The sequence below is a fragment of the Flavobacterium sp. H122 genome, from assembly GCF_004959765.1.
Classification (GTDB): domain Bacteria; phylum Bacteroidota; class Bacteroidia; order Flavobacteriales; family Flavobacteriaceae; genus Flavobacterium.
In genome coordinates this window covers 1-24,226 of record NZ_SJZD01000011.1, presented here as the reverse complement: position 1 = coordinate 24,226, position 24,226 = coordinate 1, and the positions used below count along the sequence as shown (strand labels likewise).

Genomic DNA, 24,226 nt, shown 5'->3' with positions numbered 1-24,226 from the left:
AACTGAAGTTTCCTTAGTTCCAAAACAAATAAATTTCGATTTTAAAACATTCAAATCGCTCTACTTCCCTCCATAAAACCACAAATAATGCAAATCAAAAAATCAATAATCACATTATTTATTTTTTTAGTTCAAACAATTGTTTTCGGGCAAACTAAATTGATAAAAGATTTAGACAATGACGGTATAAAAGACACTGTGTTTATTGATTCGTTAGAATCTGTAATAATCTGCAAACTATCCACCTTGAAATTTAAACCCGTTTCAAGCAAACCTATTGAAATATTGAATCCAACTTCCGGTGTTTATAAAACAAAAAATGGATTTGAGTTTTTTAATGATTGGATGCGTGCAGGTTACAAAAACCAATTCAGATACAATGTCAAAACGAAAAAGATTCAGTTAATTGGTATGAGCAGGTATGAATTTGGAAATGCCGCTAATTACGGAAGCGGCGAATCAAGTGTAAATCTGCTAACTGGAGATTATATTGGTAATTGGAATTATTATGATATGGAAATTGAAAAATTAATCAGTATTCCAACAATTAAAACTAAAATGAAATTTACTGTCACAAATCTGGAAGACTTTGGAGAAGAAACCTATTTCAACTATGCCGAAAGATGTGCTGAATTATACCAAAAACACAAGGAGATTAAAATGAATAAAAAATAACCTTTATCAATTCGGGGATATGGCTTGGCAAAAGCAAAAAAACCATACTCAAAAACGAACCGAATTTAACTTTTTAAGCCTCAATTGCAGTTCAAATCAATGATTTTCTTTTTAACCTGAAACCTTTTGGTTAAATTTATAGAATAACAGTAAAACATTCAAAACTTTATAAACCCACTGATCTATAAATTTCAGACTATGAAACAAAACAATTTACTTCGGATGGACAATGTAGGAATTGTGGTGGAATCTCTTGATGAAACCATTCCATTTTTCCTTGAACTTGGTTTGGAACTGGAAGGAAGAGCATTCATTGAAGGCGAATGGGCAGGCCGTATTACCGGTCTTCATAATCAATCTGTAGAAATTGCTATGATGGTCACACCGGACAGAAACAGCCGTCTGGAATTATCTAGATTCATTAATCCTGAAGTGATTGCAGATCATCGCAATGCTCCGGTAAATTCTTTAGGTTATTTACGCGTCATGTTTGCAGTTGCCGACATAGACGATACTCTCAACAGACTTTACAAACACGGTGCCCAGCTCGTAGAAGAAGTAGTTCAATATCAGGACGCTTATAGACTTTGTTACATAAGAGGACCGGAAGGAATTTTAATTGGAATTGCCCAACCTCTTAAATAAAACTAAAACTGCATTAAAATCTTTTTTGCTTTTTAATAATTGTCAGCTTTTAGAAATTTCTTTTCTACAGAATATAGAATTTCTATCTTTAACCTACTTATTTAAGTTTAAGCGAAAGTAAAACCAACAATACAGCAGTTTGACAAAAAACATTAAAATGACTGATAATATAAAGCTGGGACTCAAAGAAAACTGGAAACAATTTACTGTTTTGGTAATTGTAAATGCCTTTGTTGGCGGTATGATAGGAATGGAACGAACCATTTTTCCGCAGTTTGCCAGTCAGGAATTTGGAGTTGGCTCAAAAACGGCAATACTATCATTTATTACAGCATTCGGGCTAACCAAGGCAGTTGCAAACTATTATACAGGAAGGCTGGCTAATAAATTCGGGCGAAAGAATCTGCTTTTATTTGGCTGGTTAACCGCCATCCCAGTTCCCTTTTTATTGATTCACGTACCAAACTGGAGTTGGGTGATTTTTGCCAATATACTTTTAGGGATGAGCCAGGGACTTACCTGGAGCAGTACAGTTGTGATGAAAATTGATCTTGTAGGCGAAAAAGACCGTGGTTTTGCAATGGGTCTAAACGAATTTGCAGGGTATTTTTCGGTAGGCTTGGTAGCATTCTTCACAGGCTTTATTGCCAACAGATTCGGCATTACCCCCTATCCGTTTTATATTGGTATCTTTATTTCCATTATGGGTTTCCTATTGACTGCTTTATGGGTGAAAGATACCAGATTGTTTGTCCATAAGGAAAGTACAACAGACACTACGGCCCAGCTCGACAATATATTTTTAGAAACGACTTTTAAAAACAAAACGCTGAGTTCAGTGACGCAGGCCGGTCTTGTCAACAATTTGAATGACGGTATGATCTGGGGATTGCTTCCAATTGTACTGCTGTCATTAAACTACAACAATGAGAACATTGGAATAATTACAGCTGTTTATCCTACTGTATGGGGAATCGGTCAACTTTTCACAGGCCGGATGTCTGATTTTTACTCTAAAAAAGCGATGCTTTTTTGGGGGATGCTTTTACAGGGTTTGGCAATTTTACTTCTCCCTTTTTACAGTGACTTTTATATTCTGGCATTCATTTCGGCTGCTTTAGGCCTTGGAACTGCATTGGTTTATCCAACTTTTTTGTCAACAATAGCACAGGCAACAAGCCCAAAACAAAGAGCAGAAAGCATAGGAACATTCAGACTTTGGAGAGATTTAGGATACGCTTTCGGGGCAGTAATATCTGGAGTGACTGCCGACTTATTCGGCATTAAATACGCTGTTATTTTTATTGGAATTGTGACTATTATCTCTTCTCTGATTATTAAATTCCGTATGCCGGAACAGATAAAAAACAATAATTAAAAAATAAATCATTGTTGACAGCATCTGTCAAACACATTACAACATCCCTAAAAAATGCTGAAAATTATCTATTTTTTGCTGATATTAAAATTACAGCAACTTTATATATCACTTGGCAGGCCTGGGAATGTAAAGAAATAACAAATGATGAAATTCAAAAAATTAAATAATTACTTTTCTCAAAATTTAAACAGATTGAAAAAAAAAAAAAAAAAAACGGAACTGTAATACTACAATTCCGTTTTCATTTTGAATTAATAATTTAACCTCATCTCATTAACTCAAAGGGAGTATGAACTATTGAACTGCTTTTAAAGCATCCGGCATACCATAACCAAACTCAGGATGTTTATTGTTATACAAGTGTGATGTCTGGCGTAATTTATTCAATACCTGATCACGTGTCCAGGTTGGGTTTTTAGCCCAAATTAAAGTTGCTATACCCGCTGTAGTAGCTGTAGCCACAGATGAACCGCCTACATAGTCCCCCTGACCATCATAATAACTGTTTACTGGCAATTTATTTCCTGTTCCGTCTCTTTGCATCATTATAGTAAATTCAACTTTACTTCCTGTGTGGCACACATCGCACGCCTGGTAAGTACCTGCCTCTTTAATTCCTGTTACAGCCACAGTCTCAGCCATCCAAGCCGGGAAAATAACCCCTGCAAAATTGGTAAAACTTGTAGAAGTTCCCGCAGCACAAAATATCAATTTTCCTTTACTGTAAGCATACCTGATTCCATCTTCAATTTTACCGGAAGAAATAATATTCCCCATTGACATAGAAATTACTTTTACACTTGAATTATTACCTAAACTGGTAAATGCAGTTTTAACTCCTTCCAATTCATGATACCCATCAAGAACAACATTAGAAGCTGCTCTGTAAGTAATCAGATTACAGTTGTAAGCTACACCAACAGGCTGTCCCTTATCATTACGCGGTGACGCGGCTACAGATGACATGCTGGTTCCATGTCCGCATTTATCATTAGCTCCATCGTAACCCGTTGACCAAGGCCAGATAGAATCTACATATACACCGTATTTTTGAACTGTTCTGCCTGAAGAAGCTCCATTATTAAAACTGCCGTTTAATAAAGAATTGACTGTAGAAGCCCCTGTATCAACAACACCTAATGTGATGCCTTGACCTGAACTGTACCCCCATGCTGCCGGGATATTATGTTTGTAAAATGCCCACGGAGCTTTTGCATTTGGCGAGATTACAGTATAATCAGCTGAACTTACTGCTTCACTTTCCAAGCCGCATCCGGATGAAGAAGATGAATCCTTGCCTTGTATTGCAGATTCTTCCTGCAGTCTGAAATCGGCAGGCTCAATATATCTCACATAACCTAATCTGCTTAAAGCTACAATAGTTTCCTGTTTCTCGATATAAACATTCACTTGATTCAAATAATTATCCGATGACAATAAAATTTTATCCACTGTTTTACCCTCATATCTGGCAATTGTTTCTAACAACTGGTTCTGCAGATAAACCTGATTCGAGGTTTTAGCTCTGTCAAAATCATTTTTATTATTCCCAAAACCTATTGTGCACAGTTTATTCCCGTTTTGAACAGCACTCCATAATTCCTGAGAAGTTGCCATTCCCCAATTGAATTGTTTTCCTTGGTTTACAAAAGAAAAAACCTTTGATCTGACTTCTTGAGCAGACAAAGGCCGTCTTTGATTTTCAGGAATAGTAACCTCCTGTTCGCTGGTTGCTGTATCATCTTTAGAACACGAAGCAAAAGTCAAAATAGACAATACGCAAATTTTCATTAAATTTTTTTTCATTTTATTGGTTTTTGTTGGTTAATTTTACTAATGTAGTATTTTTTTTACAAAAAACAAATTAATATCTCAACATCAGCCAACTACTAAAAAAGAAAAAATAATTTCATACTTTTGCATTCCTATGCAAAAAACAGTTAACATACTTAATAAAAGAGCGAAGTTTGATTACGAAATAATCGACAGATACACTGCTGGTATAGTGCTGACTGGAACCGAAATTAAATCTATACGATTAGGAAAAGCATCTATTGCTGAAAGTTTTTGTGAATTCCATGGCACTGAATTATTCGTAATCAATTCGAATATAGAAGAATATGCTTTTGGAACACATTATAATCACAGAGCAAAAAGTGAACGAAAACTTCTTTTAAATAAAAAAGAGCTGAAAGGACTTTTAAAAGATCTGCAAAACAAAGGTCTTACTGTTATTCCTTTACGTCTTTTCACAAATGAAAAAGGGTTGGCTAAGCTAGACATTGCTTTATGCCGTGGTAAGAAAAATTACGATAAAAGAGAGACAATTAAAGACCGTGATAATAAGCGTGATTTAGACAGAATCAAAAAATCACATTAATTCTTATCCTCTAACAAAGGAACAAATCTGAAATCACCAAACTCATGTTTTTCAAACTGGGTTTCGCTTTTACGGATAAGTAAAGTCATAACCTGAACATCTTCCCCTACAGGTATTACTAACCTGCCTCCTATTTTAAGCTGTGCCATTAAAGGTTGTGGAATATAAGGCGCTCCTGCCGTTACAATTATACTATCAAAAGGAGCATAATTGGGTAATCCTTTATACCCGTCACCAAAAGATAAATGCTTAGGACGGATTCCTAATTTAGGTAGTAAAATAGAAGTTTGCTTAAACAACTCATTCTGTCTTTCAATAGAATATACTTTGGCGCCCATAGTACACAATACAGCAGTCTGATAGCCACTACCGGTACCAATCTCTAAAATCTTATCGTCTTTTTTTACCTGAAGTAATTCGGTTTGAAAAGCAACCGTATAAGGTTGGGAAATAGTCTGCCCAGCACCTATAGGAAAAGGTTTGTCCTGATAGGCAAAATCCTCAAAGCCGGAATTCAAAAACAAGTGTCTAGGAATTTTTTTAATAGCATCCAACACGTTTTTATCGGCAATTCCTTTGTGTTCCAACAGGCTTACCAACTGATTTCGAAGTCCTTGATGTTTTGGGGTATCTTTCACGGTATAGGCAGTTAATTTTTGGTAAAATTAAGCGTAAATTTTCAATTTAAAAAAACATTTGTCTAAACATTTAAAGGTTTTGAATTTGAAATTTATTTGTCATTTGGTTTATGCTTTTTGTTATTTCCAACTGGAAATTGTTATTTTTGTTCAAAATACTTTTTTATGCTTAAAGTGGGCGTTTTAGGTGCCGGTCACCTTGGAAAAATACATTTACGATTACTTAAAGAATCTACAAAATACGAACTCGTTGGCTTTTATGATGAAAATGCCGAATATGCAGAAAAAATAGCTAAAGAATTTGGATACCAGCGTTTTGACACCATTGCAAAATTAATCCATGCAGTAGATGTTGTCGATATTGTTACTCCAACTCTTTCACATTATAAATGTGCCAAAGTGGCTATAAAATCAGGAAAACACGTTTTTATAGAAAAACCTATTGCCACTACTGTTGAAGAAGCTGAAGAAATTATCGCTTTAGCCAATGAACATAACGTAAAAGGGCAGGTAGGACATGTCGAGCGTTTCAATCCTGCATTTAAAGCGGTAAAACACAAAATCGAAAACCCAATGTTTATCGAAACGCATCGTTTAGCCGAATTTAATCCCCGTGGGACTGATGTTCCTGTGGTTTTGGATTTGATGATTCACGATATTGATGCTATTTTGAGTGTGGTAAATTCGAAAGTGAAAAATGTACATGCCAGCGGTGTTTCAGTAATCAGTGATTCTCCGGATATTGCCAATGCCCGAATTGAATTTGAAAACGGTTGTGTGGCCAACATTACTTCAAGCCGAATTTCAATGAAAAACATGCGTAAATCACGCTTTTTTCAAAAAGATGCCTATATCTCGGTTGATTATCTTGATAAAATTTGTGAAGTTGTAAAAATGAAAGATGCGCCTGAATCCCCGGGTGATTTTGATATGATTTTACAAAATGCCGAAGGTGTTAAAAAACAGATTTACTACGATAATCCATCCGTAGAGCCAAACAATGCCATATTGGACGAACTCGAATCATTTGCTGATGCAATAAACAATAACACAACTCCAGTAGTAACTCTGGAACAGGCTACTGATGCTTTGCGTGTCGCGTATCAGATTATTGATGAGATGAAAAAATAGAAAAATCGCCACGGATTCACGAATATGATTTTTGAAAATTATTCGTGAATTCGTGGCAAAATTTTAAATACAACAACAAATAAATTAATAATGAAACACATAGCTGTTATAGGTGCTGGAACTATGGGTAACGGAATTGCCCATACCTTTGCACAATCAGGATTTACCGTAAAACTAATTGATATCTCTGAAAAATCCCTTGAAAAAGGAATGGCAACCATCGCGGCCAACTTAGACCGTATGGTAGCAAAAGGTACTATTACCGAAGAGGATAAACATAAAACCATAGGAAACATCATCACCTATACTGATATCAAAGACGGTGTGGTAGGCTGTGATTTAGTGGTTGAAGCAGCAACTGAAAACGTTCAGTTAAAAATGAATATCTTCAAACAATTGAGTGATACTTGTGACCATAATGTGATTTTGGCTACCAATACTTCTTCAATTTCAATTACTCAGATTGCTGCAAATGTTGTACATCCTGAGCGTGTTATTGGTATGCATTTCATGAATCCGGTGCCAATTATGAAATTGGTTGAAATCATCCGTGGATACAACACTTCTGACGAAGTGACTAAAATCATCATGGATTTATCTGTTAAATTAGGAAAAATCCCGACAGAAGTTAATGATTACCCTGGTTTCGTAGCTAACCGCATTTTAATGCCTATGATTAACGAAGCTATCGAGACATTATACAACGGTGTAGGCGGAGTTTACGAAATTGACACAGTAATGAAGCTGGGAATGGCTCACCCAATGGGACCATTGCAATTAGCTGACTTTATTGGACTTGATGTATGTTTATCGATCCTAAACGTAATGTATGACGGATTCAAAAATCCTAAATATGCTCCATGTCCGCTATTGGTAAATATGGTAATGGCCGGTAAACTTGGTGTAAAATCAGGAGAAGGTTTCTACGATTATTCTGAAAGCAAAAAAGCAGAGAAAGTTTCTAAACAATTTTCTAAGTAAATAGTAATTAGTGATTAGTAAATAGTCTTATGATGTTTGCTAATCACTTTTCACTTTTCACTAATTACTAATAAATGGCAAAAATTATCCCTTTTAAAGCAGTTCGTCCGGCATCTGATAAAGTAGCACTTGTAACCTGCAGAATGTATGATGATTATAGTTCTCCCGAGTTAGCTGCTTGGCTGAGTTATAATCCTTATTCATTTTTACACGTTATTAATCCTGCTTATACACATTCACAAAAAATAACAGCCGATAAACGCTTTAAAGGTGTAACCCATAAATACAATGATTTCAAAAAGGAAAATGTGCTTATCAAAGAAGAAAAAGATATATTTTACCTTTATGAGATCCAGACGAAAACCAACACGTTTACAGGTATTATAGCGGGAACTTCCATTGAGGATTACAAAAAAATATCATCAAAAAACATGAAGATACGCTTCAATACCGTGTAGAACTTTTCAAAGATTATTTGCATCAAACTGGTTTTAATACAGAACCTGTCTTGATAACTTATCCTGACAGTACAGAAATCAATACGTTTATTGCTATTCATAAAAAAAGCAGACCAATTTATGAATTCGCTACTACCAATAAGGAGAAACATACACTTTGGAAAATAGATACTGAGACAGAAATTAACTTGTTAACCGAACATTTTGAAGCTATTCCTGATTTATATATAGCTGATGGCCATCATCGTTCTGCCTCTGCGGAAATGTTATTTGATCAGGATAAAAATTCAGGAAACCCAAATTTAAACTATTTTATGAGTTTTTTAATTGCCGAAAGCAATGTAAAAATATACGAGTTCAACAGGGTAATTCAGGATTTGAATGGTCATACAAAAGAAGAGTTTGTCAAATTACTGGCAACTAATTTTGTTATCAAAGACAAAAAGAGAGAATTGTGGCAGCCTAAAAATAAAAATGAATTTGGAATGTATCTCGACGGGCGTTTTTACGCATTGGAATACAAACACAAGGAAAACAGAAAAGGAATCTTAGAAAACCTTGATGCCCAAATATTATACGATACCGTTTTACACCCTATTCTAGGTATTGGTGATTTACGTAATGACGAACGAATTGATTATATTCCAGGAAAGCAAGCCATTATACACATGAAAGAAATGATTGATGAAGGTGAGTTTGAGGTTGGTTTTATGCTGTATCCTTCTGATATCAAAGAAATTAAATTATTAGCCGACAATAACTTGATTATGCCTCCTAAATCAACTTACATAGAACCTAAATTCAGAAGTGGGTTGTTGGTGTATGAGTTGTAGAAATAAGAGGAAAGATAAAAGACATAAAGACGAAAGACTTTTTGAAAATTTGTCATTCCAAACGTAGTCGATGAATCCCATAAAGAATTTAAGATGAAAAACTTTTTTCTATCACTAATATTATTTTCAACTTTTTGTTTTTCACAAAATGACACGATACAAAAAATCAATAGAATAGATAGTATATGTTTAAAAAAAACTCCTTCAAAAAAATACAATTTTTCCATTGATAAAAAGTATAAATTATATAATGGTTACTCATCTGGTATTGGTAAATCAGACATAATATTTTATTTCGATACACAAGTCAAGCAAAAATTGATGAAAGCGATTTGTAATGAATCTATAAAATATAAAAATGGGATGATTGAAAAAAGAACTGGTAATTTTTACTATTCGAATGATAAATTTATTTATATCAAAATTAAAGTAAAACAAATCACTAAGAATGATATATTAAAAGATGAATTTAATTATTCTTTTGATGAATTATCAAAAACTAAAAATTTAAAAAACCTTTTATTATTTGATGTTTTTCCTTGGGTAAAAGCAAAAAACAAAGAAATTATAAATTTTTATTTAAAAGATTAACTATGTCAATATCTCAAAACCTCAACAACATAAAATCGTCCCTTCCCTCACATGTAACCTTGGTAGCGGTTTCTAAAACCAAACCGGTTAGTGACTTGATGGAGGCTTATAATGCAGGTCAACGTATTTTTGGTGAAAACAAAATTCAGGAAATGACTGAAAAATGGGAACAAATGCCTAAAGATATCGAATGGCATATGATTGGGCATGTACAAACCAATAAGGTAAAATACATGGCTCAGTTTGTAAGTTTAATTCATGGTGTGGACAGTTTAAAGCTATTGCAGGAAATTAATAAACAGGCTGCAAAAAACAATCGTACCATAGATTGCTTGTTACAGGTGTATATTGCTGAAGAAGAAAGTAAATTCGGTTTGGATGAAAAAGAATTGGAAGAGATACTAAAACAACTCTCCGAGGCCGCTCAGAGTCCAGACAATGAATTCAAAAACATCAGAATTACTGGTTTAATGGGAATGGCAACCTTTACCGAAAATCAAGACCAAATCAAAAAAGAATTCCAAAATTTAAAAGCTATTTTTGACAAATATAAGGAGCTGAAAACTGAAAACTGTCAACTTACTACTATTTCAATGGGCATGAGTGGGGATTACCAACCTGCTATTGAATGTGGCAGTACAATGATTCGCGTTGGAAGTAGTATATTTGGCACTCGATAGTCTAACCGCAAAGCACACNCGCTAAGTTTTTTTTTGCGACCTTTGCGAAAACCTTGCGCTCTTAGCGGTTAAAAAAAAAAGATTATTTACTGCATACTCGACATAGAAACAACCGGCGGTCAATACAACGAAGAAGGTATTACCGAAATAGCCATCTATAAATTTGATGGTCAGGAGGTCGTGGATCAATTTATCAGTCTGGTAAATCCTGAAATTCCTATCCAGCCATTTGTGGTAAAACTAACAGGCATCAACAATGCCATGTTACGAAGTGCCCCAAAATTCTATGAAATAGCCAAACGAATCATAGAAATTACCGAAGGAAGTGTAATTGTAGCACACAATGCTTCTTTTGACTACCGTGTTATTCAAACGGAATTTAAACGTTTAGGCTATAGTTTTAAAAAACCTACACTTTGTACTGTAGAATTATCTAAAAAATTACTTCCTGACCAGCAATCTTATAGTTTAGGAAAATTAGTCCGTAGTTTGGGGATTCCAGTAACTGACCGTCATCGTGCAAACGGAGATGCGATGGCAACGGTGAAATTATTTAAGATGCTTTTAGCCAAAGATTTCGAAAAGACTATTGTAAAAAGCTTCATCAAAATTGAAATCAAATCGGGAATGGCACCAAAACTGCTTGATATTGTTGAAAATCTCCCAAGCAGAACCGGTATCTATTACATCCACAACGAAAAAGGAGAATTGATTTACATCGGTAAAAGCAGAAACATTAAAAAACGTGTCAACCAGCATTTTACAGGTACTTCAAATAAAAGCAAAAAAATACAGCGTGATGTGTATGCTGTAACCTTTGAAGAAACCGGAAGTGAGTTAATCGCCCTTTTAAAAGAAAGCGAAGAAATTAAAATAAACAAACCTATTTACAATCGGGCACAGCGTAAAACCATTTTCCCATGGGCATTGTATGCCGAAAAAGATGAAAATGGGTATTTGGCATTAAAAGTTTTAAAAGCTGATGGACGCAAAAAAGAAATCACTTCTTTTTCTACTTCTCAGGAAGGTAAAAATGCATTGTTTAAAATCACTGAAAAATATCAGTTATGCCAAAAGATAAATGGTTTATACGATACTAAAAAAGAATGTTTTCAATACGACATTAAACAATGTTATGGTGCTTGTGTAAAAAAAGAAACATCTGAAAGCTACAACCAACGAGTTAACGAATTCATTGAAAATCATCAATTTCACAATGAAAGCATGATGATTATTGATAAAGGACGAAATTTAGAGGAACGAAGTGCTATTTTGGTAGAAAACGGAATTTATAAAGGCTATTGCTTTTACAATCTGAATTATCAAATTAACAATATAGATATTCTGAAAAACATTATTGTTCCAATGCAAAATAATAGGGACACTAGAAACATAATTCAGAATTTCATCAATAAAAAGAAAATACTCAAAGTAGTTAAATTTTAACTAATTAACTTAAGAATTAAAAATCTGAATACTCCTGCCAACATATTAATAACCATCATTGGCCCCACAGCCATTGGAAAAACTGCTTTAAGCATCAAATTGGCGCAACACTTTGAATGTGATATTATTTCCTGTGACAGTCGTCAGTTTTTTAATGAAATGACCATTGGTACAGCTGTTCCTAATAAAGAAGAACTGGCTTCTGCCACACATCATTTTATTCAAAATAAATCTATTTTTGAAAGTTATTCGGTAGGTGATTTTGAATCCGAGGCACTGACAAAACTGAATGGTCTTTTTCAAACAAATCCTATTCAAATCATGGTAGGAGGCAGTGGTTTGTATGTTGATGCAGTTCTAAAAGGCTTTGATGAATTTCCGGATATTGACGATACAATACGGACAGAAATCAATCGCAACTACGATGAACTCGGGATAGAATATCTTCAGGAAAATTTAAAAAATCTTGACCCGGAATACTATTCCAAAATAGAAAATACGAATCCCCAGACATTACAAAACCCACAACGAATGAAACGTTTTGTAGAGGTTTGCATCGGTTCCGGGAAACCGTATTCGAGTTTTATTGGTAAAAGGAAAAATGAGCGCAACTTCACTCCTATAGTGATTGGTTTGGATGCCGACAGGGAAATAATGTATCAGCGAATAAACATGCGCGTGGATATTATGATCAAGGAAGGACTTGTAGGAGAAGCCAAAGCACTTTATCCTCACAAAAATTTGAATGCTTTACAAACAGTAGGCTATCGTGAATTATTTGATTATTTTGATGGTACAATTTCTTTGGAAGAGGCTATTGAACAAATTAAAATGAACACCCGACGTTTTGCCAAACGCCAAATGACGTGGTTTAAACGTACAGAAAATGCAATCTGGTTTGATTATCAAACAAATCATAATGAGATTATTGCCCACATAAAATCAAAAATCAGTTAACAATGCCTATCTCACCGGATTTCACATCATTATTCGAAGAAAAACATAAAATCAATTTTTTGAATTGTACACCCAATGGTTTTCTTAAACATACAGATTTGTGCAATCTTTTACAATTAACCGCAGGTTCTCACGCACAATCAGGTGGATTAAGTTATGCTGATATGCAGGTTTTTCATCAAGCCTGGGTTTTAAGCAGAATGCAAATTGAAATTACTGAATTACCTAAATGGCAGGATGAAGTAGTCATTAAAACCTGGATTAAATCTATAGAGAATTACCAATCTGTCAGATGCATGGAAATGTATCTGAGCGGAAAAAAGATTGTAGGCTGTGAAACTTTTTGGGTGGCAATTAACACCAACACACGAAGACCTGAAAATTTGGCTGTGCCACATGATCATTTTGAAATTTTCCCGAATAATGCAACCAACATAGGAACACATAAAGTTTCTATTCTCCACAATGCTCCAAAAATAACAGATAGAATTGTAAAGCTTTCAGATATTGATATTGTTAATCATGCTAATAATGTAAAATATTTAGAATGGTGTTTGGATGAAGTACAACCCGAAATTGTCTTTGAACAAAAAATCACATCTTTTGGAATTAATTTTTTACAGGAAGTGAATCTGCACGATAAAATTGAAATCAACTCTTTGCAAAATGAAAACACTATTGCATTTACCGTGACAAGGAACAACAGGACCTGTTATGCATTGAAATTGCATTTAAAAGGATAATTAGATAAATAAAAAAGGGAAGCTAAGCTTCCCTTTTTTTAATCCAGACTTAAAGTGATTTGGCCATCATCTTCAAGTGTTATATTATAATCTGTCAATTCTGTCCCTTCCTCGGAAGAAGATTCGTTTATTTCTATTTCTTCAGGAATTACTTCTATTGGTTCTTCATAAGGAAGCGATTCCAGCAAGTTGACTTGTTTTAATTTATCAGTGGTTAATTGATTACCTAATGCCTTGATTCCTTTCACAGCTATGAACTGTTCCATATCGATGGTTTGGTTCTCTTTTTGAGCTCCTTTACTCTTTGCAAAAACAATTTCAGCTACTGGTCGCCAATCGGTTGAAACAATTTCCAATTGTGATTTTTCATGTTCGGTTATGAAAATTTCTTCTTTATTTTCGTTTTCAACTAAGAAACGTTTGATGAAATAACGTTCTTTTTCCCCGTCATAATAAATCGCCGAAATTGGTTTTTTAGGATGCCATTTTTCAAGGATAATCATATCCTCATCAAAATGGGTAGTCAATTCCGGGATAATGGTTTTCAATTTTCCAGACTGATTAATGATTAGCAAACGGTCATTAGGACGGAATTCTCCTAACAACTCTCCTCTTCCATCTACATTCAAACGTTGCACTGTATCGTCAAACCAGACTTTACGCGGACGCAAAGTTGAAATTCCTTTCTCTTTTAGTTCAATTTTCTTAATAGGATATTTTGAAACCGTATTTCCTTTAGAAGCACGTCCTTTAATTGCTATTTCTGCAAAATCCATATCCCATTTCAGCTTTTTGACACTCCCCACCTGACGCAGTAAAATAGTTACCACTTCAGCTTCACCATTTGGATTATGTGAAAAATACAATACCTGTGATCCTGGTTTTTCCTGTGTTAAATCATAAGCTTTGTCACGCGTAACTCCCGAAACATTGAAACGCTTGATAAATGAAGAACCCGACTTTCCGTCACGATAGATCATGTTATAAATCGTTCTCTTATCATTTTTATCAAAAACCGCAATATGAATGATATCTTTCCCAATGAATTTTTTATCATCCACTTTGGTAATAATCATTTTACCATCACGAAGGAAACAAATCACATCGTCAATATCACTGCAATCGGCAACGTACTCGTCTTTCTTTAGACCAGTACCCATGAAACCTTCTTCTCTATTTACATACAGTTTCGTGTTACGCAACACTACTTTTGTAGCTTCAATTGTATCAAAGTTTCTGATTTCGGTTTGACGCTCGCGACCTTTACCATATTTCTCTTTCAGTTTGGCAAAATAATCAATTGCAAACTCAATCAGGTTATCTAAATGATGTTTAACCTGTGTAATTTCATCTTCTAATTTTGCAATCAATTCATCAGCTTTATCCGAGTCGAATCGTGTAATACGAATCATTGGAATCTGCGTCAGTTTTTGCAAATCTTCATCAACAATTTCTCTGATTAACTGCTTTTTGAAAGGCTCGAAACTTTTATATAAATACTTATATAACGATTCTCTGTCGCCATACAATTTGAAATCGATGTACATCTCTTCACGGATGAAGATTTTTTCCAAGGTTGAAAAATGCCACTTGGTTTCCAATTCGGCCAATTGTACCTCTAATTCCTGACGAAGCAAATCAACCGTGCGATTGGTTGAAATTTTCAACATTTCTGAAACACCAATAAACAAAGGCTTATTATCTTCAATCACGCAGCCTAAAGGCGCAATAGAGGTTTCACAAGCCGTAAAGGCATACAAGGCATCAATCGATTTATCAGGAGAAACTCCCGGCGGAAGATGAATTAGGATTTCAACTTCGGCTGCTGTATTGTCTTCAATTTTTTTGATTTTGATTTTCCCTTTATCGTTCGCTTTCAGAATACTATCAATCAATGTTGATGTATTTGTCGAAAACGGAATTTGGGTAATAACCAACGTTTGTTTGTCTAACTGCGAAATTTTAGCACGTACACGAACGCGTCCGCCACGCATACCATCATTGTAATTAGAAACATCGGCGATTCCAGCTGTTGGAAAATCCGGGAATATAGTAAACGGTTTGTTCTTTAAAATCTTAATCGATGCATCAATCAGCTCATTGAAATTGTGAGGCAAAATTTTAGTTGACAAACCAACTGCAATCCCTTCTCCACCTTGAGCCAACAACAATGGAAATTTAACTGGAAGGTTGATAGGCTCAGCACGACGACCGTCATAGGACAATCCCCATTCGGTAATTTTAGGTGAGTACAAAACTTCAAGGCCAAACTTTGAAATACGTGCTTCAATGTAACGCGATGCAGCAGCACCGTCACCAGTAAGTATGTTACCCCAGTTCCCCTGACAGTCGATCAGCAAATCTTTTTGACCAATCTGCACCATGGCATCACCAATACTCGCATCTCCGTGTGGGTGATACTGCATGGTGTGTCCCACCACATTGGCTACTTTGTTGTAACGGCCGTCATCCAACTCTTTCATGGAATGCATGATACGACGCTGCACCGGTTTAAATCCGTCTTCAATAGCGGGTACGGCACGTTCCAGGATTACGTAAGAAGCGTAATCTAAGAACCAATCCTTATACATACCAGTTACTTTAGTAATGGTAGCATCCGGGTTTTCTTCGTTGTGGTCGTAAAAATGTTCACCTTCAAAATGACCTTCCTCTGAAGTGTTTTCTTCAGATAAATTCTCGTCTTGAGGCGTTAATTCTTCTTCGTTTATATTTTCGTTTTCTTCACTCATTTTGTTATGTTTACGGTTAACAGTTATCAGTTAACAGAAAAACTGTAAACTGTGAACTGTAAGCTGTGAACTTAATTTGTTAATTCTTCCACAGTATCCAACTCCACTTTCAGATTCTTGATAATAAACTCCTGACGGTCAGGCGTATTTTTACCCATATAGAATTCCAATAATTTTTCGATTGAAGTCGCTTTGTCCAACATTACAGGGTCTAATCGAATATCCTCACCAATAAAATGCTTGAACTCATCAGGCGAAATTTCTCCTAATCCCTTGAATCGTGTGATTTCAGGCTTTGGTTTTAATTTATCAATCGCCATTCTTCGTTCTTCGTCGCTGTAACAATAAATAGTTTCTTTCTTGTTACGCACACGGAACAATGGCGTTTGTAAAATATACAAATGTCCTTCTTTAATGATTTCAGGGAAAAACTGCAGAAAAAACGTAATCAACAACAAACGGATGTGCATACCATCGACATCGGCATCGGTAGCGATTACGATATTGTTGTAACGCAAATCTTCCATACTTTCTTCGATATCCAATGCCGCCTGAAGCAAGTTAAACTCTTCGTTTTCGTACACAATTTTCTTTGTCATTCCGTAGGTATTCAAGGGCTTACCACGCAAACTAAATACTGCCTGCGTATTCACATCACGTGATTTGGTAATTGAACCCGAAGCCGAATCTCCCTCAGTAATAAACAATGTACTTTCTAAACTTCGTGGGTTTTTGGCATCAGTTAAATGCACACGGCAATCACGCAGTTTTTTATTATGCAAACTTGCTTTTTTAGCACGTTCTTTTGCTAATTTTCTAATTCCAGAAAGCTCTTTACGCTCGCGTTCCGCTTGAAGGATTTTACGAAGCAATAAATCGGCAACTTCAGGGTTTTTATGTAAAAAGTTATCTAGATTCGTTTTGATAAAATCGTTTACAAACGTACGTACCGTAGGTGCGTTAGGCCCCATTTCGGTAGAACCTAATTTGGTTTTTGTCTGTGATTCGAAAACCGGTTCTTCAACCTTAACTGAAATTGCTGAAACAATCGATTTACGGATATCAGAAGCCTCGAAAGGTTTATTGTAAAACTCCTTGATTGTTCGTACAATAGCTTCACGAAAAGCGCCTAAATGCGTACCTCCCTGCGTTGTATTTTGTCCGTTTACAAACGAATAGTATTCTTCAGAATATTGTGTTTTACTGTGAGTCATTGCAATTTCGATGTCATCACCACGCAGGTGAATGATAGGATACTGCATATCTTCTTCTGAAATGGTTTCTTCCAATAAATCTTTTAATCCGTTATCAGAATAAAACTTTTCGCCATTATAAATTATTGTTAATCCTGTATTCAGGTAACAATAGTTTTTAAGCATTTTTACGATGTACTCGTTACGATATTTGTAGTGCTTAAAAATAGTATCATCGGCCACAAAAGAAACTTTTGTTCCTTTGCGTTTTGTTGTAGTTATAATTTCTTCTTCAAGCGTTAAATTACCTGCGGAGAACTCGGCTGCTTTTTGTTGGTCATCACGCACCGATTCTACACGAAAGAAAGCCGAAAGCGCATTCACGGCTTTGGTACCAACTCCATTTAAACCAACAGATTTTTTGAAGGCTTTTGAATCGTACTTACCTCCGGTATTCATCTTCGACACAACATCGACCACTTTACCTAGTGGAATACCCCGGCCGTAGTCACGCACTGTAACCATTCGGTCTTTAAGGGTTACTTCAATGGTTTTACCGGACCCCATAACAAACTCATCGATACAGTTGTCAAGAACTTCTTTTAGTAGAATATAGATACCGTCATCAGGCGACGAACCGTCACCCAATTTACCAATGTACATACCGGGACGCATACGGATATGCTCCTTCCAGTCGAGAGAGCGTATATTGTCTTCGGTATATTGATTTTGCTCAAGCATATAAAAATCGATTTAATCTCGTTCTGTTTGATTTTTATAGTCCATAAAAATCTCGAGTGGTGCTAATATAAAATAAATGAAGCTTATATGAAACAGGCTTCCTATAAAGTTATTGACAATAATATTTTCAACACCATTAAAAAAAATTGACAGCAAAAGTTAAATACTTGTTAAAATATTAAATATTTTTTATGATATTTACAAAATAAACTACTAACCAAATAAACATGAGAAAAATCGCATTCATTCTATTTGGGTTAATTATCAGTAATATGTCATTAGCCCAAAGTAAATTAACCGGTAAAGTAATTGACCAAAATAATCAAGGCTTACCTGGTGTTAACATTAATCTTTCCAACGGAAATTCAACAACTACTGATTTTGATGGAAAATACATGCTTAATTTAGAAAACGGTACTTATAAAATTACTTTTTCTTTTTTAGGGTATAAAACTACAAGCAAAGATGTAACCATAAACGATGGTGAAAACACATTGGATATTACACTTCAGGAGGATTCAAAATCCCTTGATGAAGTAGTAGTTGTAGGATCAAGATCAGCACCAAGAAGCAACACTACCACAGCACTGCCGATTGACCTACTATCTTCAAAAGAATTAGCGTCAACTGGCCAGGCAACTTTCGACAAGGCTTTACAATACAGAATTCCTTCATTCAACACTGTCCAAACTCCTGTAAATGATGCTACATCCTTACTGGATCCTTACGAAATCAGAAACATGGGACCAAGCAGAACTCTAGTATTAATTAACGGGAAGAGAAAAAACATGAGTGCTTTATTATACACTCAAACCTCTCCGGGACGCGGTGAAACAGGCGCTGATATTTCTGCAATTCCTCAGGACGCAATTGAAAGAGTTGAAATTTTACGTGACGGTGCTTCTGCACAATATGGCTCAGATGCGATTGCCGGTGTTATGAACATTATTTTAAAAAGCTCGCCTAATTCAGGATCAGCAACAATAAGAACTGGAATCACTGGTGAAGGCGGTGGAGAAATGATAGGTGTTAGCGTTAATAACGGTACAACTATTTTTGAGGACAAAGGCTTTTTAAATTACACTATTGATTTTTCAAAAACTAAAATGGCTAATCGCCCTGGAAAAGTAGACGCAGAAGGTGAAGCTAATGATTTTGGAGCTGATATTAATGATGTCAGAGAATTTTTAGGTAGAAGACCGGATGCGGGTAATATAAATGCATCACCAGAAACTGCTGCATCTAAATTTGAATTAAACGGAGGAGTTGATGTCACTGAAAACTCAAAATTCTACTTTAACGGAGCTTATGTATACAAAAAAGTAAATTCATTTGCCAATTACAGAACACCATACTGGAGAACATTGGCAGACTATCCTTTTTTATCTGAATTATTCCCTGCTAATACACCAAGTGGCTACGATGGGTATGTTCCTACTTTTGAGGGTGACCTGAATGATTACAATGGTACTTTAGGTATAAAGTCAAAAAAGAATGGCTGGAACACCGATTTAAGTATAACTTTTGGTGGTAATACTCAGGAGTATGGAGTAAATAATTCTTTTAACCGTTCAGATATTCAAGACAGTAATGGCCAAAATGTATATCTAGAAAACAGTCCTATCAGCTTTAAGCCCGGAGGAACAAGTTTCAATCATATCGTTGGAAATATTGACATTAATAAAATTTTGAATGACCATTGGAGTATTGGTGTAGGTTCTGAATTCCGTACAGAAAACTTTATCGTTTTTGAAGGAGACAAAGCATCATGGGAAGGTTTGGGTGCCGACTCTTTTGCAGGAAACCGACCTGAAAACTCTGGAAAATGGAACAGATACAATCTAGGTGGATATGTAGCAGTTGATTTTGACCCTACTAAAGATTTTCAGGTAAGCGGAACTTTACGTGCTGAAAACTACAGTGATTTTGGCAGTACAGCTGTTTGGAAATTAAGTTCAAGATATAAATTCATGGACGATAAAATCACTTTAAGAGCCTCATATTCAACAGGATTCAGAGCCCCTTCATTACATCAGATTTACACACAAAAATCTCAATATAGTTTCGTAGCGGGTTCAGGAATCCAAGTGAGTGGTTTAGTAAACAACGTATCTCCACAGGCAAGACAAATTGGTGTTGAACAATTAAAAGCAGAGAAATCCAAAAACTTAACTTTAGGAATAGGTCTTAAACCAAGTAATAAATTCAGTGCTACTTTAGACTATTATAACATTTTAGTTGATGATAGAATCGTATTAAGTGACGAGCAAGATGCTGGAAGCCTGGGAACTATATCATTTTTTACAAATGCTTTGGATACAAGGACTTCAGGTTTAGATGTTGTAATGAACTATAAAGATATCGAATTAGCCTCTGGAAAACTCGGATTTAATTTATCTGGAAATTATACATTCAAAAATGAGAAAAGAAATGCTGTACCACTTTTCACATATAATGGACAAAATACTCCAATCATAGATAATACTCAAGAAAGACTATTATTTACTTCCAGACCAAAAACCAAATGGATTTTAGGAACTAGTTATGATATCGGTAAATTTGGCTTTACATTAAACAACACTTTGTTTGGAAAAACAACCTTCCAACAAGCCGGTATTGATTTAAATTTAGAGACCGAATTTAAACCAAAAGTAGTTACTGATTTAGGCATCAATTATAATTTCAATGAAAAAATAACAATTGCATTTAACGCTAATAACATTTTAAATGTTTTACCGGAATGGAAATTTGTTGCTTTGAATAACGCAGGTAGAGCAATCTTAAATGATCCTGCTCAAACTAAAACACAATCAAATTTGATAACTTTCAATCAAAGATATTCAACAATGACCTACGATGGCTATCATTTCAGTCAATTAGGTTCAATGTTTAATTTATCATTGAATTATAAATTCTAAATAAAAAGAATCAACAAAGGCAGCTTAACCGCTGCCTTTTTAATTTTTTAAAATATGGCATATGAATTATACGAAGGAGAAATGGCAAAAATTTTTGACATCATGTATCAAAAATTTATCGACTATGATGCCGAATTTAATTTTTACAACGAACTCCTCAAAAAATACAATTGCAATTCAGTGCTTGAAATAGGCAGTGGTACAGGAAATCTAGCTAATCGATTCTCCTTATTATCATCAATTAATTATCAGGGTATGGATTATAGTCTGGATATGATAAAAATTGCTGAAGAAAAAAGTTCTAATATAAAATTTATTCATGGCGACATGAGAAATTTTAAGTTGGAAAAAAAAGTTGATGCAATAATAATGACAGGAAGAACATCCAGTTATATCATTTCAAATAAAGATCTTTACAATACTTTGGATTCTATCAGCAGTAATTTAAACAAAAAAGGATTTTACATTTTTGATTTTATAGACGCATCAAGATATATTCCACATATATTAGAAAATAAAAACATTCAACATATTGCAAATGCAGAAGATACCATATATTCAAGAATAGGAAACTGGACGCCTTTAGAAGAAGATAATTTCCTGTTACAATGGGAAGCAGATTATTATGTAACCCTCAATAACAAAAAAAAACATTTAAAAAAAGATATTTCTATTGTCAGAGTTTTTACTCTTGATGAAATTGAACTTTTTTTAAAAATCAAAGGCTTCAGCATAATTGAAATAATTGACAAAAGAACCTACGCCTATGACACTTTTGTCATTGTAGCAACAAAATAAAAAGCATTCAGACAAAAACTTAGTTTTTATAATGATATAAAATTCCTGTATCTGTTGGAGTCCATAATGCTGCTTTTTGATTTGCTGCTTTCAAAGCATTGTTCGTCCATGTGTTGCAGGTATGAAACAAACTGTAACTGCCTTTAGCTTCATAAAAAGCATCATTTTTACCGTAAACTGCATCTGTTTCAATTTTCAGAAAATTACCCAAATCCTGTTCAAATGAATTAGAGATAAAACCAACTAAGTCCATATATTCCGATTCAGAAATCATTATCCGCTTACAATTATCATTTTCTTTCAGACTTTTATAAAATGTAGCATGAATAGCCGAAGCACTAAACCCGGTTGCTGCCTTTAGTGCTGTTGAAAATTTTAAATCAGCCCATGTGGGAGTCTCTAAATAAAATCCTTTATCTCCCCAACCGAAAGCAAGAAATTGAGCAGAAGTATCTTTAGCAATAGTATTTTCAAATTTCACTTTTTGTGTCCAATCATACAAATGGTTTTTTACCGGAACTACAATATCTGTATGAACACCATTTGAAAGTATATACACCGGAATAGTTTGACCTTCAGCTGCTGTATTCGAATTAACAGAAATTTTAGAAAGTGTAAAGGCAGAAAGTACATAAAATAATATCAGTGCTATAAAAACTGCAAAAGATTTTAAAATAAATTTGATTATCCGTTTCATTTTTACAAGAATAATTTTATTAAAATGAAATCAAAAATTGAGCCAAAAAAAGCGAAACCTTAAGGTTTCGCTTAAATATATTTCTATAGGAAGACTTAATTAAACATTAAATCTGAAATGCATTACATCACCATCTTTAACTATATATTCTTTCCCTTCAACACGTAATTTTCCAGCTTCTTTAACTTTTCCTTCAGAACCATAATTTGAATAATCTTCAAAAGCAATTACTTCTGCACGGATGAATCCTTTTTCGAAATCAGTATGAATAACACCAGCTGCTTTAGGTGCTGTATCACCAATATTAATTGTCCAAGCTCTTACTTCTTTTACACCCGCAGTAAAATACGTTTGAAGATTTAACAATTTATAAGCCGCACGAATTAACACTGATGAACCTGGTTCTGTTAATCCCATATCTTCTAAAAATACCTGACGCTCTTCATAGCTTTCTAGCTCTGTAATATCTGCCTCAGCTCCTACCGATAAAATTATAACTTCTGCTTGCTCATCTTTAACCAACTCACGAACTTGATCAACATATTTATTTCCACTTACCGCTGAACCTTCATCAACATTACAAACATATAAAACTGGTTTTGTAGTAATCAATTGGAATTCTTGCATCAATTCTTCCTCATCTTGATTTTGAGGAATTACTGTACGAGCAGATTTAGCTTGCATTAATGCTTCACGAATTCTATCTAACAATGCTTTTTCAACTTGCGCCTCTTTATTACCAGTTTTTGCTGCACGGTTTACTTTTTCTAGACGTTTATCGACAGTTTCTAAGTCTTTTAATTGTAGCTCAATATCAATCGTTTCTTTATCACGAATTGGATTCACATTTCCATCTACGTGCACAATATTATCATTATCAAAACAACGTAAAACATGAATAATAGCATTACACTCTCTAATATTACCCAGAAATTGATTTCCTAAACCTTCCCCTTTACTGGCTCCTTTAACTAAACCTGCAATATCTACTATATCAACAGTAGCCATTTGAACACGTTCCGGCTTTACCAGTTCTTCCAAACGATTAATTCTAGGATCTGGAACATTAACAACACCAATATTAGGTTCAATTGTACAGAATGGAAAATTAGCACTCTGTGCTTTAGCATTTGACAAACAATTAAATAAAGTTGATTTTCCTACGTTTGGCAATCCTACAATACCTGCTTTCATTGAGTTTTATTTTAAAAGAGTGCAAATATAACTTATTTCTCATTCAAAAGCTAATCCATAATCCAACTCCTTAACCACATAATAAGGAATCAACAATCTCACAACAGCCTTAAAATAAATCAATTCCAAAAACAATCATAGAAACTACTATAAAAGAGAATAATTCATTTTGAAATTCAATAATTCAAATTTATCCAAAACAAAAAAATACTCCTTACTGAATAGGGTTTCTCAAAGATCTGAAAGGCTTTATTCCAACTAAGTATTTATCCCATCCGTTCGCTTCACTCGGGTGACATTAAGAGGAAGAAGCCCGATGGGCTTCAGGTATATTTTACAAAATAACTTTCACAAAACACTTATAAACAAAAAATCCCCATCATTACTGATGAGGAT

Annotated in this window: 19 protein-coding genes and 1 pseudogene; 14 read left to right on the top strand and 6 right to left on the bottom strand. The window is 34.6% G+C overall.

Annotated elements, in window-relative coordinates; all coding sequences use genetic code 11:
• Window positions 1-87 precede the first annotated feature (87 nt).
• The 3 genes from EZM65_RS14025 to EZM65_RS14015 all read left to right on the top strand — a co-directional run bounded on the left by EZM65_RS14025 (window position 88) and on the right by EZM65_RS14015 (window position 2,698).
• Window positions 88-675 (top strand): hypothetical protein, encoded by a 588-nt coding sequence (locus EZM65_RS14025; protein ID WP_136669187.1) that lies wholly within the window; start codon window positions 88-90, stop codon window positions 673-675.
• 198 nt (window positions 676-873) lie between these two features.
• On the top strand, window positions 874-1,320 hold the full coding sequence (locus EZM65_RS14020) for a VOC family protein (protein WP_136669186.1): 447 nt from the start codon (window positions 874-876) through the stop codon (window positions 1,318-1,320).
• 157 nt (window positions 1,321-1,477) lie between these two features.
• Complete coding sequence (locus EZM65_RS14015; protein ID WP_136669185.1) at window positions 1,478-2,698, top strand: MFS transporter; 1,221 nt, start codon at window positions 1,478-1,480, stop codon at window positions 2,696-2,698.
• A 297-nt stretch (window positions 2,699-2,995) separates the two neighbouring features.
• Here the strand turns inward: EZM65_RS14015 and EZM65_RS14010 are convergent, their stop codons facing one another.
• The gene (locus EZM65_RS14010; protein WP_136669184.1) at window positions 2,996-4,507 is read right to left on the bottom strand and encodes a S8 family serine peptidase; all 1,512 of its coding nucleotides are present in this window, start codon (window positions 4,505-4,507) and stop codon (window positions 2,996-2,998) included.
• Window positions 4,508-4,628: 121 nt separating this feature from the next.
• Between EZM65_RS14010 and smpB the strand changes: the two genes are divergently transcribed.
• Window positions 4,629-5,081 (top strand): SsrA-binding protein SmpB, encoded by a 453-nt coding sequence (smpB, locus tag EZM65_RS14005; protein WP_136669183.1) that lies wholly within the window; start codon window positions 4,629-4,631, stop codon window positions 5,079-5,081.
• Here smpB and EZM65_RS14000 read toward each other — a convergent pair.
• Entirely contained in the window at window positions 5,078-5,719 is a 642-nt protein-coding gene (locus EZM65_RS14000; RefSeq protein WP_136669182.1) for a protein-L-isoaspartate(D-aspartate) O-methyltransferase, read from the bottom strand. The two genes, smpB and EZM65_RS14000, sit on opposite strands and share 4 nt — an antisense overlap.
• 165 nt (window positions 5,720-5,884) lie before the next feature.
• Between EZM65_RS14000 and EZM65_RS13995 the strand changes: the two genes are divergently transcribed.
• The 8 genes and pseudogenes from EZM65_RS13995 (at window position 5,885) to EZM65_RS13960 (ending at window position 13,539) form a co-directional block, all read left to right on the top strand.
• Window positions 5,885-6,850 (top strand): Gfo/Idh/MocA family protein, encoded by a 966-nt coding sequence (locus EZM65_RS13995; RefSeq protein ID WP_136669181.1) that lies wholly within the window; start codon window positions 5,885-5,887, stop codon window positions 6,848-6,850.
• A gap of 90 nt (window positions 6,851-6,940) precedes the next feature.
• Window positions 6,941-7,831: a 3-hydroxyacyl-CoA dehydrogenase family protein gene (locus tag EZM65_RS13990; protein ID WP_136669180.1), complete on the top strand. Its 891-nt coding sequence runs from the start codon at window positions 6,941-6,943 to the stop codon at window positions 7,829-7,831.
• Between the two features lie 74 nt (window positions 7,832-7,905).
• A pseudogene (locus tag EZM65_RS13985) lies at window positions 7,906-9,122 on the top strand (DUF1015 domain-containing protein).
• Between the two features lie 93 nt (window positions 9,123-9,215).
• Entirely contained in the window at window positions 9,216-9,713 is a 498-nt protein-coding gene (locus EZM65_RS13980; protein WP_136669179.1) for a hypothetical protein, read from the top strand.
• 2 nt (window positions 9,714-9,715) lie between these two features.
• The gene (locus EZM65_RS13975) at window positions 9,716-10,393 is read left to right on the top strand and encodes a YggS family pyridoxal phosphate-dependent enzyme (RefSeq protein ID WP_136669178.1); all 678 of its coding nucleotides are present in this window, start codon (window positions 9,716-9,718) and stop codon (window positions 10,391-10,393) included.
• 84 nt (window positions 10,394-10,477) lie between these two features.
• The gene (locus EZM65_RS13970; protein ID WP_136669177.1) at window positions 10,478-11,839 is read left to right on the top strand and encodes an exonuclease domain-containing protein; all 1,362 of its coding nucleotides are present in this window, start codon (window positions 10,478-10,480) and stop codon (window positions 11,837-11,839) included.
• Window positions 11,840-11,863: 24 nt separating this feature from the next.
• Window positions 11,864-12,796 (top strand): tRNA (adenosine(37)-N6)-dimethylallyltransferase MiaA, encoded by a 933-nt coding sequence (gene miaA, locus EZM65_RS13965; RefSeq protein ID WP_136669176.1) that lies wholly within the window; start codon window positions 11,864-11,866, stop codon window positions 12,794-12,796.
• Between the two features lie 2 nt (window positions 12,797-12,798).
• A complete protein-coding gene (locus tag EZM65_RS13960; protein WP_136669175.1) occupies window positions 12,799-13,539 on the top strand; it encodes an acyl-[acyl-carrier-protein] thioesterase in 741 nt (246 codons plus the stop codon).
• Window positions 13,540-13,577: 38 nt separating this feature from the next.
• Here EZM65_RS13960 and EZM65_RS13955 read toward each other — a convergent pair whose 3' ends face one another.
• Both EZM65_RS13955 and EZM65_RS13950 read right to left on the bottom strand, forming a co-directional pair.
• The gene (locus tag EZM65_RS13955) at window positions 13,578-16,289 is read right to left on the bottom strand and encodes a DNA gyrase/topoisomerase IV subunit A (protein WP_136669174.1); all 2,712 of its coding nucleotides are present in this window, start codon (window positions 16,287-16,289) and stop codon (window positions 13,578-13,580) included.
• A gap of 71 nt (window positions 16,290-16,360) precedes the next feature.
• On the bottom strand, window positions 16,361-18,223 hold the full coding sequence (locus EZM65_RS13950; protein WP_136669173.1) for a DNA topoisomerase IV subunit B: 1,863 nt from the start codon (window positions 18,221-18,223) through the stop codon (window positions 16,361-16,363).
• Between the two features lie 227 nt (window positions 18,224-18,450).
• Between EZM65_RS13950 and EZM65_RS13945 the strand changes: the two genes are divergently transcribed.
• Both EZM65_RS13945 and EZM65_RS13940 read left to right on the top strand, forming a co-directional pair.
• A complete protein-coding gene (locus EZM65_RS13945; protein ID WP_136669172.1) occupies window positions 18,451-21,141 on the top strand; it encodes a TonB-dependent receptor in 2,691 nt (896 codons plus the stop codon).
• A gap of 54 nt (window positions 21,142-21,195) precedes the next feature.
• Complete coding sequence (locus EZM65_RS13940; RefSeq protein WP_136669171.1) at window positions 21,196-21,939, top strand: class I SAM-dependent methyltransferase; 744 nt, start codon at window positions 21,196-21,198, stop codon at window positions 21,937-21,939.
• A 19-nt stretch (window positions 21,940-21,958) separates the two neighbouring features.
• Here the strand turns inward: EZM65_RS13940 and EZM65_RS13935 are convergent, their stop codons facing one another.
• Together EZM65_RS13935 and ychF are read right to left on the bottom strand one after the other, a co-directional pair.
• Complete coding sequence (locus EZM65_RS13935) at window positions 21,959-22,636, bottom strand: TIGR02117 family protein (protein ID WP_136669170.1); 678 nt, start codon at window positions 22,634-22,636, stop codon at window positions 21,959-21,961.
• A 99-nt stretch (window positions 22,637-22,735) separates the two neighbouring features.
• Window positions 22,736-23,830 (bottom strand): redox-regulated ATPase YchF, encoded by a 1,095-nt coding sequence (ychF, locus tag EZM65_RS13930; RefSeq protein ID WP_136669169.1) that lies wholly within the window; start codon window positions 23,828-23,830, stop codon window positions 22,736-22,738.
• Window positions 23,831-24,226 lie beyond the last annotated feature (396 nt).